Origin of the sequence: Corallococcus sp. AB049A (assembly GCF_003668885.1) — a bacterium.
Classification (GTDB): Bacteria; Myxococcota; Myxococcia; order Myxococcales; family Myxococcaceae; genus Corallococcus; species Corallococcus interemptor.
Window position 1 is genome coordinate 1 of record NZ_RAWL01000249.1, and the last position, 12783, is coordinate 12783.

General features: G+C 70.6%; 7 protein-coding genes. 5 read left to right on the forward strand and 2 right to left on the reverse strand.

Going from position 1 to position 12783, the window contains the following annotated elements:
- Positions 1–25 precede the first annotated feature (25 nt).
- The 3 genes from D7X55_RS24555 to D7X55_RS24565 all read left to right on the forward strand — a co-directional run bounded on the left by D7X55_RS24555 (position 26) and on the right by D7X55_RS24565 (position 7476).
- Positions 26–4759, forward strand: coding sequence for a DNA topoisomerase 3 (locus D7X55_RS24555; protein WP_199747123.1), 4734 nt, complete (start codon positions 26–28; stop codon positions 4757–4759).
- A 217-nt stretch (positions 4760–4976) separates the two neighbouring features.
- Positions 4977–6371: an MBL fold metallo-hydrolase gene (locus tag D7X55_RS24560; protein ID WP_120550576.1), complete on the forward strand. Its 1395-nt coding sequence runs from the start codon at positions 4977–4979 to the stop codon at positions 6369–6371.
- A 289-nt stretch (positions 6372–6660) separates the two neighbouring features.
- Positions 6661–7476: a matrixin family metalloprotease gene (locus D7X55_RS24565; protein ID WP_120550577.1), complete on the forward strand. Its 816-nt coding sequence runs from the start codon at positions 6661–6663 to the stop codon at positions 7474–7476.
- An 86-nt stretch (positions 7477–7562) separates the two neighbouring features.
- Here the strand turns inward: D7X55_RS24565 and D7X55_RS24570 are convergent, their stop codons facing one another.
- Together D7X55_RS24570 and D7X55_RS24575 are read right to left on the reverse strand one after the other, a co-directional pair.
- A complete protein-coding gene (locus tag D7X55_RS24570) occupies positions 7563–7940 on the reverse strand; it encodes a DUF5335 family protein (protein WP_120550578.1) in 378 nt (125 codons plus the stop codon).
- A gap of 121 nt (positions 7941–8061) precedes the next feature.
- On the reverse strand, positions 8062–9213 hold the full coding sequence (locus D7X55_RS24575) for an AAA family ATPase (RefSeq protein ID WP_199747125.1): 1152 nt from the start codon (positions 9211–9213) through the stop codon (positions 8062–8064).
- A 224-nt stretch (positions 9214–9437) separates the two neighbouring features.
- Between D7X55_RS24575 and treZ the strand changes: the two genes are divergently transcribed.
- Positions 9438–11282: a malto-oligosyltrehalose trehalohydrolase gene (treZ, locus tag D7X55_RS24580; RefSeq protein ID WP_120550580.1), complete on the forward strand. Its 1845-nt coding sequence runs from the start codon at positions 9438–9440 to the stop codon at positions 11280–11282.
- A gap of 149 nt (positions 11283–11431) precedes the next feature.
- Positions 11432–12679 carry a discoidin domain-containing protein gene (locus tag D7X55_RS24585; protein ID WP_120550581.1) on the forward strand — a complete coding sequence of 416 codons (1248 nt, stop codon included), beginning with the start codon at positions 11432–11434 and terminating at the stop codon, positions 12677–12679.
- The last annotated feature ends 104 nt before the right edge of the window (positions 12680–12783 follow it).

Here is a 12783-nt window from a genome sequence, read left to right on the forward strand (position 1 = left end):
GCCAGGGGCGGGGAGGGGACAGGTCATGAGGTGGGATGAGATGGGCGAGTCGCCCGGATGGGACAGGTCGGTGTCGCGGGACGCGAGCATGGACGGTGGGACGGCTCGCGGTGGGCGGGGCTCCGTCCTCGCGGTGGTGGCGGAGAAGCCCGCCGTGGCGCGCGACATCGCCCGGGTGCTCGGCGCCACCGAGCGCGGCGAGGGCTTCCTTCGCGGCAACGGCTACGTCGTCACGTGGGCCATTGGCCACCTGGTGGGCCTGGCCCAGCCCCATGAGATCCGCCCGGAATGGAAGAAGTGGCACCGCTCGCAGCTGCCCATGCTGCCGGCGGACTGGCCGCTGGTGGTGTCGGATTCCACCAAAGGTCAGTTCGAGGTCGTCCGCCGCGTGATGAACGCGCCGGAGGTGTCCGGGGTGGTGTGCGCCACGGACGCGGGCCGCGAGGGCGAGCTCATCTTCCGCTACATCTACGCCGCCGCCGGGTGCCGCAAGCCGGTGCGCCGGCTGTGGGTGTCCTCGCTCACCGAGCGAGCCATCCGCGACGGCTTCCAGCACCTCAAGGACGGCAAGGAGTACGCGCCGCTGGCGGACGCCGCCATGGGGCGCAGCCGCGCGGACTGGCTCGTGGGCATGAACCTGTCGCGCCTCTACACGCTGGCCAGCGGCACCTACGGCAGCATGCTGTCCGTGGGGCGCGTGCAGACGCCCACGCTGGCCATGGTGGTGGAGCGCGAGCTGGCCATCCGCGACTTCGTGCCCCGGGACTACCTGGAGGTCGTGGCCACCTTCTCCCCGCGCGGCAAGGGCGCTCCCGTGGGAGCGCGCTACCAGGGCACGTGGTTCCGCTCGGGGCCGGACGGCAAGCCGGTGATTCCTCCGGGCTTCGAGTCCGTGCGCGAGGCACGCCGGCTGGACGCGGACGGCGTGGAGGCGGGCCGGGTCATCGACCGCGTGCGGAGCGGCAGCGCGGTGGTGGAGTCGCTGGATGCCGAAACGAAGCGGATGCCGCCGCCGCTGCTCTACGACCTGACGGAGCTGCAGCGCCACGCGAACCGGCTGTACGGCTTCAGCGCGCAGCGCACGTTGGAGGTCGCGCAGGCGCTCTATGAGAAGCACAAGCTCCTGAGCTACCCGCGCACCGCGAGCCGGCACCTGTCGGCGACCGTGGCGGACACGCTGCCGGAGGTGGTGCGCGCCATCCAGGCCCCGTACCACGAGGACCTGGCGCCGGGCACGGGCGAGCGCCCGCTGGGCAAGCGCTACGTGGATGACTCGAAGGTGACGGACCACCACGCCATCATCCCCACGCCCATGCCGGCGTCCGGCGTGCGGCTGTCTCCGGACGAGCAGCGCCTCTACGACCTGGTGTGCCGGCGCCTGCTCCAGGCGTGGCACGAGGACCACGTCTGGAAGGTGACCACGGTCATCACCGCGGTGACATCCAAGGGGGACACAGGGCCCGTGGTGGACCGCTTCCACAGCGCGGGCACGCAGGTGGAGAAGGTGGGCTGGAAGGTCCTGGACGTGGGGGGCGGGCAGAAGGCGCCGCGCCTCAAGCCCGAGGGCAAGAAGGGCGCGGACAAGGACAAGGAGGACGAGCCGGACGACGAGCCGCAGGACCTGCCCGCGGGGCTCGCGCGTGGACAGGCGCAGACGGTGGAGGACGTGGAGGCGGTGAAGAAGCGCACGCGTCCGCCTCCGCGCTTCACGGAGGCCACGCTGCTGACGGCGATGGAGTCCGCCGGGCGCACGCTGGATGAGAAGGAGCTGGTGGACGCGATGCGCGACACGGGGCTGGGGACGCCCGCCACGCGCGCCGCGACCATCGAGCTGCTGCTCGAGCGCGAGTACCTGACCCGCGAGGGCAAGCGCCTGGTGGCCACGGAGAAGGGCATCCACCTCATCGGGGTGGTGCACCCGGACGTGAAGTCCCCGGTGATGACGGGGCAGTGGGAAGCGTGGCTCCAGCGCATCGAGCGCGGGCAGGGCGCGCTGGATGCGTTCATGAGCGGTATCGAGGCGTATGTGCGGGAGGTCGTGGGCCAGGCGCCCACGTCGCTGCCGCCGCTGCCGGTGGCGGGCAGTCCCGCGCTCCGGAATGAAGCCGCGGCCAACCGCTTCGAATCCGCGAGGCCGCATCCCTCGCAGGCGCCCAATGAGGCGCTGTTCCGGACCCGCGAGGCCGCGACCGCCACCGTCCAGTCCGCGGCCCGCGCCAACACCGCGAGCATGGCGGGAGATGGCTCCCGCGCGAGTGGCGCCTTCGGCCACGGTGCGGGCCCTTCCGTCCACGGTGCCGCACGGTTCGCGCCAGGCGCTCCCGCTCACGGAGACGCAGGCGGATGGACGGGGACGGCCTCCGGCAACACGGCACAGGCCCTGTCGCCGCGCGTGCAGGAGCGTCCTCCCAACATCCCCTCCGCGGAGGTGCGCACCGCCTTCGTGCAGGCCTCCTCCGAGGGCTTCGGCCGCGCCAAACGTCAGCCCCAGTCCGTGAACATGGGCAGCGCCCGGCCGGAGCGCGTGCACCGTGCTCCCACGCCGCCGGACAAGCTGCGCGGCCTGCTCAAGGAGGCCTTCGGCTTCAACGACTTCCGTCCGTACCAGGAAGAGGTCTGCCGCGCGGCCACGTCCGGCGAGGACCTGCTGCTGGTGATGCCCACGGGCGCGGGCAAGTCGCTCTGCTATCAGCTGCCGGGCCTGGCTCGCGCGGGCACCACCGTCGTCGTCAGCCCGCTCATCGCGCTGATGGAGGACCAGGTGCTGCGGCTCCAGTCGCTGGGCTTCGCCGCGGACCGCATCCACTCCGGCCGCGACCGGGCCACCTCCCGGCAGGTCTGCGCGGAGTACCTCGAAGGCCGCCTGGACTTCCTCTTCATCGCCCCGGAGCGCCTGGGCGTCCCCGGCTTCGTGGAGCTGCTGGCCCGCCGCACGCCCTCGCTCATCGCCATCGACGAGGCGCACTGCATCTCGCAGTGGGGCCATGACTTCCGTCCGGACTACCGGCTGCTGGGCTCGCGCCTGCCGCTCCTGCGCCCCGCCCCCGTGGTGGCGCTCACCGCCACCGCCACGCCGGACGTGCAGAAGGACATCGTCCAGCAGCTGGGCCTGCGCGGCTCGCGGGGCGGCGCCGCGCACACCTTCATCCACGGCTTCCGCCGCACCAACATCGCCATCGAGGTGCGCGAGCTGAACCCGGGCGCTCGCGGCGACGCCATCCTGTCCCTGCTCAAGAACCCGGCGCACCGGCCCGCCATCGTCTACGCGTCCACGCGCAAGCACGCGGAGCAGTACGCGGACCTGCTCGCGCACGACTTCCACACCGCGCCGTACCACGCCGGCCTCCAGCCCCAGGAGCGCGACCGCATCCAGGCCGCGTTCCTCAAGGGCCACCTGGAGGTCATCGTCGCCACGACGGCGTTCGGCATGGGCATCGACAAGCCGGACGTGCGCACCGTCATCCACGCCGCGCTGCCGGCCAGCCTGGAGGGCTACTACCAGGAGCTGGGGCGCGCGGGCCGTGACGGCAAGGACTCGCGCGCGGTGCTGCTCCACGCCTTCGTGGACCGGCGCACCCACGAGTTCTTCCACCGCCGCGACTACCCGGACCCCTCCGTCCTGGAGCGCATCTACCAGGCCACGTCCAACGAACTGGAGCCCAAGGCCTCCATCCAGGCCCGCGTGCGAGGCGACCCCGAAATCTTCGACAAGGCGCTCGAACAGCTGTGGATCCACGGCGGCGTGGAGATGACCCCGGACGAGGACGTGCGGCGCGGCCGCGCGGGCTGGGCCGTGGCGTACATCGCGCAGCGCGAGCGCAAGCAGCTGCACCTGGAGCAGATGGGCCGGTACGCGGAAGCGCACGACTGCCGCATGCGCCACCTGGTCGCGCACTTCGGCGACGTGCAGGACTCCGGCGCCGCCTGCGGCCTGTGCGACGTCTGCGCCCCCGAGTCCTGCGAGGTCGTCCGCTTCGAGGAGCCCTCCGCGATGGAGTTCCACTCCCTGGGCCGCATCCTGGAGGCCCTGCACGCGCGCGACGGTCAGGCCACCGGACGGCTCCACCGGGAGCTCTTTGGCGAACAGCTCCACCGCCGTGACTTTGAACGGCTCGTGGGCGGCCTGGTGCGCGCGGGGCTGGTGCGCCTGGACTCGGATTCCTTCGACAAGGACGGCCAGGTCATCCAGTTCCAGCGGCTGTCCCTCACGGACACCGGCCGCCGTGCCCGCGTCATCGCCCCCGGACAGGTGGTGCTCCCCCAGGCGCGCGAGGTGGCCACCAAGAAGCGCAAGGGACGCACGGCCGCCGGTGGCGCGAAGCGCACCGCGCGCAAGAGCGCCTCGCCCCGGGGACGCGCCCAGGGGCGCCGCGGCAGTGCCTCCGGCGACGCGGACTTCAGCCAGGAGCCCTTCCCCTCGGAAGCGCCCGCCCGCGGCGGCTGGAAGGCGCGCGCCCCGTCGGAGGTGTCACCTGGCCGTGGGGCCAAGGCCTCCTGGAACGCGTCCCGCCCCGCGCCGCCGGACTTCGAGCCGGCCCCGGCGTCTCCCGCCCTGGTGGCCACCCTCAAGGAGTGGCGCCTCACCGAGGCCCGCAAGCGCAAGGTGCCAGCCTTCCGCATCCTCACCGACCGTGTGCTGGACGCCATCGCCAGCGCCCGGCCGTCCAGCGGCGCGGAGCTGATGTCCATCCATGGCGTGGGCCCCACCCTCGCGGAGCGCTACGGCCCGCAAATCCTCTCGCTCGTGTCCCGGCGCTGATCCGCGTGTCGCCCGGTGGACAGGGGCGCGCGGATCCGCTGCCTGCCGTCCGCCTCGAACCGCCTGACAAGGGAAAGCCCTTTCCTGGGCCGCAGGCGCGGACAGCGACCGGCCAGGCATGGAAGCTTGTTTCCCAAGCTTGTAGGCAAAAGTCCGGGTGCCACCTTCTCGTCCACACGCGCATTGGGAGCGGCGTGAGGGGTCAAGGGGGCGCGCAATGGAGCTGGGCTTCGAGACGATTGGCAACGCCACACTCATCTGTCACGACAACGGTCCGGTGCTGGTGACCGACCCCTGGACGGACGGGGACGCCTACTTCGGCAGCTGGACGCTGTCCCATGAGATTCCGGACGAGCAGCGCCAGGCCATCCTGGATTGCCCCTACGTGTGGCTGTCCCACGGCCACCCGGATCACCTGAGCATGGCGTCGCTGGAGAAGCTGCGCTCACGCACGCTGCTGGTCCCCAACCACGTGGGCGGCCGGATCCGCGACGACCTGCGCGAGGCGGGCTTCAAGGTCCAGGTGCTCCAGGACCGCGAGTGGACGCGCCTGTCCCCGCGCATCCGCGTGCTGTGCATCCCGGACGTGAACCAGGACGCGGTGCTGCTGGTGGAGGTGGGCGGCCGGCTCATCGTCAACCTCAACGACGCGGGCGACCGCGGCCAGGGCCGCTTCGTGCGCCGGGTCATCAAGGAGTACAGCGAGACGTACCTGCTGGCCCTGTCCGGCTACGGCGACGCGGACATGATGAACTTCTTCACGGAGGACGGGCGCCGCATCCTCCCGTACGCCGCGGCGAAGACGCCCGTGGGACAGACCATCGCGCGCATGGCGGAGACGTACGGCGTGCGCTACTTCGTCCCCTTCAGCTCCATGCACAAGTACCAGCGCGCGGACAGCGTCTGGTGCTCCGAGTACACCACCACGCTGCCGGACTACGCGCGGGGCTTCGCCTCCACCACCTGCGAGATGCTCCCGGCCTTCCTGCGCCGCGACTTCACCAACGACGCCTCCGTCTCCATCAACCCGAAGGAGCGCGCCATCAAGCCGGTGGACCCGAAGGACTTCGGGGATGACTGGAGCGAGCGCCTGGAGGCGGACGAGGTGAAGCAGCTGGAGCAGTACTTCCGCGCCGTCGAGCACCTGGGCACGGTGATGGACTTCCTGCGCTTCCGCGTGGGCGGCCAGGAGCACGTCATCGAGCTCAACAAGCGCCGCTTCCACAAGGGCATCACCTTCGAGGCGCCCCGCAACTCGCTGATGACCGCCGTGAAGTACCAGGTGTTCGACGACCTGCTCATCGGCAACTTCATGAAGACCACCGTGCACGGCGGCTTCGGCAAGGGCAGCCTCTATCCGGACTTCAGCCCCTACGTGGCCAAGTACGCGGACAACGGCAAGGCCCGCACGGCGGCGGAGCTGCGCAACTACTTCAACGAGTACAAGAGCCGCGACATGGTGGGCTACCTGCGCCACCAGCTGGATGCCCACTGCGTGCGCCCCCTCCAGCTTCAGTCCGCGGAGCTGCTGCGCACCCTCCTGCCCCCGGGCTCCAACACCTTCCGCATGGCCAAGGAGACCTACTGGAAGATGCGCCGCGCCATCCTCTAGAAACTGACTGAAGTCAGGACACCCCGCTGTCCATTCCTCGGACAGCGGGAGGCCCCCGGGAAAACATAAATCATTCAGGGGGGTTGGGATTGTAAACGTCACGTTAAGTGACGGTTGACGGGGGCGGGGCTGGTGCGAAGCTGCTCCAGCTATCCTCGCGTTTCCCGTTTTTCTCCTGGGAGGGGGCGTTGGCCCGGCAGTTGCTCACTGCCCCGGCGCGCGGCCGCGGCTGGCGGGAAGGCCAGGCGGTGGTAGCGCATCCCTCGAAGCACCCAGGAAGAGTCCCCCAATGCTCAAGTTCCGCTCTGTTGCGATGCTGGCCGGTGTCTCGATGCTGCTCGGCGCGTGCGGTGGTCCCGAGTCCGCGCAGGAGCGCGAGGTCAAGCCCACGTGGGAGGAGTTCAAGGCGAGCGCCTACCGTGAGCCGTGGGAGGGCGGAAAGTACATCGTCAACGGTGACGAGGCGCTGGAGTCCGAGGAGGAGCTGGAGGCCTACTTCCGCAACGTCGTCGAGGCGCAGCTGGGCCAGCAGCAGGACGGCCTGGCCGTGTACTACATCGGCGGCGACATCAAGTGGAGCAGCACCCAGAAGCTGAACCTCACGTACTGCATCAGCAACAACTTCGGCACCAACAAGACGAAGATGGTGAACGCGATGGCGAGCGCGACGGCGGCCTGGGAGGCCACGGCGAACGTCAACTTCACCTACCTGTCCCAGTACGACGCGTCCTGCACCGCGTCCCAGTCGGGCGTGCTGTTCGACATCCGTCCGGTGTCGGGCCAGTCCTACGTGGCGCGCGCGTTCTTCCCCAACTCCAGCCGCTCCGGCCGCAACGTCCTGGTGGACAGCAGCGCCTTCGGCAACCTGTCGCCCTGGACGCTGACGGGCATCCTGCGTCACGAGCTGGGCCACACGCTGGGCTTCCGTCACGAGCACACCCGCTCCACCGCGAGCGGCTGCTACGAGGACAGCCAGTGGCGTGCGCTGACCTCCACCTACGACCGCGCCTCGGTCATGCACTACCCGCAGTGCAACGGCACCCAGACGGGCGACCTCGTGCTGACCACCCTGGACAAGCAGGGCGCCCGCGCGCTGTACCCGTGATGAGCTGAGCCGTCACGGCTTGCTTGAAGGGCCTGGGGCCGGTGGGAGCGTCTTCTTCGACGCGCCCGTCGGCCCCGCGCCGTTTTTCAGAAGCGGGCGGAGATCTCCTCGGCCTCCGAGGGGCGCTCGAAGAAGACGAGCGTCTTGCCGCCGCGCTCGCCAATCTCCAGGCACTCCAGCTCCCCCGTCTGCGAGTCCAGCTCCGCGTAGAGGTGGTCCGGTTCGAGGATGCGGTGGGTGATGCGCTCGTTCTCGCGGCCCACGATGATCTGCACCGCGCCGGAGTCGCTGCCCTTGGTCTCCAGGGTGATGTCCACCAGGGGCAGGCGGTCCGCCAGGGGCTGGTCGCCGGTCTCCGCGTCGATGGACTCCACGCGCACCCACCGGGTGGCGTCCTGCCTGCTGATGCCGGAGAGGTAGCTTGCCCACTCCTCCCGGGGAATCTGCTGGTTGATGTGTGCCATGGGCCGCCTCCGCGCGTTGTGTGCCTCAACCGTAAGGCGTCTGACTCGCGGGTGAAGGACGGGCCCGGCTGAACGATGCTCCGGGGGCCCCGCGGACCGGGCCCCGGTACGTCGGCTGCTCTCAGTCGCGCACGGCGTGCACGGCGTCGTCCTTCAGCACCAGGCGTACCGTGGCGGCCTTCCCATGGCCGAAGTGCTCGTACGCGGCCTGTTCCAGCACGGGGGCCAGGGCGGTGCGCAGGCCGCGGGCGCCCGTCTCGCGCTTGAGGGCGCGCGCGACAATCCACTCGCGCACGGCGGGCTCCACGGTGAGCTGGAGTCCTTCGTGGGCGAACTCGCGCTCCCAGGTGCGCAGCACGTTGTCCTGGAGGATGTCCCCCAGCGTGGCCGCGTCCAGCGGGCTGAAGGACACCAGCCGGTTGAAGCGGCCAATCAGCTCCGGGATGAAGCCGTAGCGCGCGAACGCGGTGGTGTTCTCCAGGTGCTCTTCCGTGATGCGCGTGGCGATGGACTCCAGGTCCTTCTGGCCGCCCTTGCCGGGCTCGCGGCCAAAGCCCACGCGCTCCACGTGGGCCATGGTCTCCGCCGTGCCCCGGAAGCCGCTGAACGCACCGCAGGCGATGAAGGTGATGCAGCCCATGTCCAGGGACTCGGCGCGGATGCGGCTGGTGAAGCCGAAGTCCGGCGGGAACGTGGCCTGCGCCGCGGAGAGCAGGTGCAGCAGGCTTCGCTGCACGCCGAAGCCGCTCACGTCCTTGGTGGTCTGCTGGCCGGAGAAGCGGCTGTCGGAGCGGCTGGTGGCGAGCTTGTCGAACTCGTCCATGCAGATGACGCCGCAGGCGGCCCAGGCCGCGTCGCGTTCCGCGGCCTCGTACAGGCGGGAGAGCAGGGTGCTGACGTCGTCGCCCACGTAGCCCGTTTCGGAGAACTGGGTGGCGTCCGCGAGCACGGTGGGCACGCCCAGGATTTCGCGGAACATCAGCTCCACGAGGAACGTCTTGCCGGAGCCGGTGGGGCCCAGGAAGAGGGCGTTCTCGCGGGTGCCGGGCTCGGGCTCCAGCCCCTCCAGGTACAGCCGGCGGATGCGGCGCAGGTGCCGGTAGGCCAGCACGGAGGCCGCGCGGCGGGCCTCGGACTGGCCCCGGTAGCCCAGGTCTCCCAGGCGCGCGTCGATCTCCTGGGGCGACAGCACCTCCAGCGCGGCCACGCGCTCCTGGATGGGCGGGCCTTCGGGGAAGGCGGAGGGCATTTCGACGCCGGAACGGGGAGACATCGCGGTGGGCTCCAGGAGGGGCGGGCTCGGCGCTGCCCATCATCCGGGACGGGCCCGGGCGCCACAAGCCATCCCCCTGCCATCCCCTGGAGCGGAGGGCGTGCGCCCCTCCGTCCGCCGGTCCGCACTCATAGCCCCCGAGAGGTCGGCCCGTGAACAGCGGTGGGCCTTGGGGGCAAGGGGTGCTCCCCGGCCTCGCGCGCGCGCATTAACAGGGACCCGACATGGCTCAATCGACTGAAGCACGGTCTCAAGCGCCCCGGCTGGGTGCGTGGGCAGAGGGTTCCTCGGTGCGCTGGCGCGTCTGGGCGCCCGGCCACAAGGGCGTGGACGTCGTCCTCTACGACGCGGAGGACCGCGTCCTGCGCAAGGTGCCGCTCACGCCGGAAGCGGATGGCTGCTTCGGCGGCGCGCTGCCGGACCTGGCGGAGGGCACGCGCTACAAGCTCAGCGTGGACGGCGGCGACCCGTTCCCGGATCCGTGGTCCCGCTCGCAGCCCCAGGGCGTGCACGGCCCGTCCGAAGTGGTGGGCTCCGACCATGGCTGGACGGACTCGCACTGGAAGGGGCCGGATCCGCAGGCGCTGGTCATCTACGAGGTGCACGTGGGCACCGCCACGCCGGAGGGCACCTTCGAGGCCTTCATCCCGAAGCTGGCCCACCTGCGCGAATTGGGCGTCAACACGCTGGAGCTGTTGCCGGTGGCCAGCTTCCCGGGCGCGCGCAACTGGGGCTACGACGGCGTGGACCTCTTCGCGCCGCAGGCCACGTACGGTGGGCCCAGGGGCCTGCGCAGGCTCATCGACGCGGCGCACGCGCACGGCATCGCGGTGCTCATCGACGCCGTCTACAACCACTTCGGTCCGGACGGGAACTACCTGCGCGCGTACTCGCCGCACTACTTCACCGGCAAGCACCACACGCCCTGGGGCGACGCGGTGAACTACGACAGCGAGGGCAGCCGCTTCGTGCGCTCGCTGGTGCTGTCCAACGTGGAGATGTGGATCCGCGACTACCACGCGGACGGCCTGCGCCTGGACGCCGCCCACGCCATCGTGGACGACGGCCAGCCGCACCTGCTCGCGGAAATCGTCGAGCGCGCCCACGCCTCCGCTTCCGGCCGCCGCGTCGTCGTCATCGCCGAGGACGAGCGCAACGAGCGCAAGCTCGTCACGCCCGCGTCGGAAGGCGGCTACGGCCTGGACGGCGTCTGGGCGGATGACCTGCATCACCAGCTGCGGCGCGCCTTCGCGGGGGACCACGAGGGCTACTACCAGGACTACACGGGCAGCGCGGAGGACCTGGCCGCGACGCTGCGCCAGGGCTGGTTCTACACGGGCCAGAAGTCCAGGAACCTGGGCCACGCGCGAGGCACGGACCCGAAGGGGCTGGGGCCGTGGCACTTCGTGCACTGCATCCAGAACCATGACCAGGTGGGCAACCGGCCCTTCGGCAACCGCCTGTCGGAGGACGTGTCTCCGGCCGCCTACCGCGCCATGAGCACGCTGCTGCTGATGTCGCCCTTCACGCCGTTGCTCTTCATGGGCCAGGAGTGGAACGCGCGCACGCCGTTCCTCTACTTCACGGACCACAACGCGGAGCTGGGCAAGCTCGTCACGGAAGGGCGCCGCAAGGAGTTCGCCGGCTTCTCCCGCTTCAAGGGCGAGGAGGTGCCGGACCCGCAGGCCCGCGACACCTTCACGCGCTCCACGCTGGACTGGGGCGAGCTGGACAACGCGGAGGCCGCGGGCGTGCACACGCTCTACAAGGAGCTGCTGCGCCTGCGCGCCACGGAGCCCGTGCTCACCAGCCGTCAGGGCACGCACGACGCGCGAGCGCTGGGGCCGGACGCGTTCGTGCTGGAGCGCCGGGCGGAAGGGGACACGCTGCTCATCGTCGTGAACCTGAAGGGCTCGCTGATGCACACGCTGAACCCGCGCGCGAGCGCGGGCATCGTCATGTGGAGTGAGAACCCGCGCTATGGCGGCACCGTGGCGGCGTCTCCGCTCACCGGTAACGTCCTGCACCTGGATGGCCCGTCCGCGGCGGTGGTGAAGCTGCGCGAGTAGCCCGCACGCAAAGGCAGACACGGTTTCACGCGCGGCCCGTCTCCTGGAAGCAGGGGAGCGGGCCGCCGCTGTTTCAGTCCGTGAAACACGCCCGGACAAGGAATGCCCTCGGGGGTGGGCCGGTACTCGGCCGCCAGGAGGAAGCACCTGTGTCCCAATCCCATCCATCGCTCACCCTCGCGAGCGCGCTCCTGCTGCTCGGGTCCGCCGCACCGGCGCTCGCCGCGTCGGGCTTCACCGCCGTCACCGCCAGCGGGAACGACGGCAACCCGCCGTCCGCCACCATCGACGGCAACCTCACCACGCGCTGGTCCAGCGACGGCGTGGGGCAGTGGCTCCGGGGCGACCTGGGCAGCGTGAGGTCGCTGTCCGCGGTGGACATCGCCTGGCACCGGGGCGACGAGCGGACCAACACGTTCGTCCTGACCACGTCCACGGACGGCACCACCTGGTCCACCGCCGTGTCCACGACGTCGTCCGGCACCACCGCGAACCTCGAGCGCTACGGCTTCACCGCGCGCAACGCCCGCTACGTGCGCGTCACCGTCAACGGCAACTCCGTCAACACCTGGGCCAGCATCGCGGAGTGGGCCGCCATCACCTCCGCCGCCACGCCCACGGCCGGCAAGGACCGCTTCGGCGTCACCATGCTCTACCCCTCGAAGTCCGGGGGCGAGGCGTGGACGCTGGCGGACAACGCGCTCGCGGACGCGCGCTTCGACCCGCAGGACACGATTACCCGCAACAGCGACGGCTCCTGGAAGATGAAGGACAAGCAGGTGCGGATGAGCGTCTTCACGTCCACGGGCTACGACGACCGGAAGATTCCCACCTACGACCGGGACGTGCTCGCCAGCCGCGGCTACATGCAGGCGCCCAACGACTGGAAGAACATCGAGATGACCGGCTTCGTGAAGGTCAACGCGGTGGCGGACGTGAAGGACAACTTCGCGTGGTACGCGCGCGGCGGGAAGCACAACGGCGACCACTCCGGCTGCGAGGGCAGCAGCTACAAGGCCGGCCTGCACTACGACGGCCGCGCCCGCTGGGAGAAGGAGACCTGGCACGTCTCCTACGAGCAGACGCCCTACGTCACCGCCACCTCCGCGCTCAAGGGCCGCTGGGTGGGCTTCAAGGCCGTCATGCGCAACGTCACCGTCAGCGGCCAGACGGCCGTGAAGCTGGAGCTCTACGTCAACGAGAACGCGGACCGGGTGACGTGGAAGAAGGCCTACGACACCACCGACGCGGGCAGGTGGGGCGGCGATGCGCAGCACTGCGGCGGCGCGGTGCCGGCCGCGCCCATTACCTGGGGCGGCCCCATCGCCGTCTTCCGCTGGGACAACGCGACGGACGTGGACTTCAAGTGGCTGAGTGTCCGCGAAATCCAGCCCTGAACCCCGCGTGAAGGCGGGCTCGCGCGCGGTCTGACGCAGGACGGCAGGCCGCGCGCCGGGCGGGCGGGGAGGCCCGGCACGGGGCCCGTCGCTTATACACATCT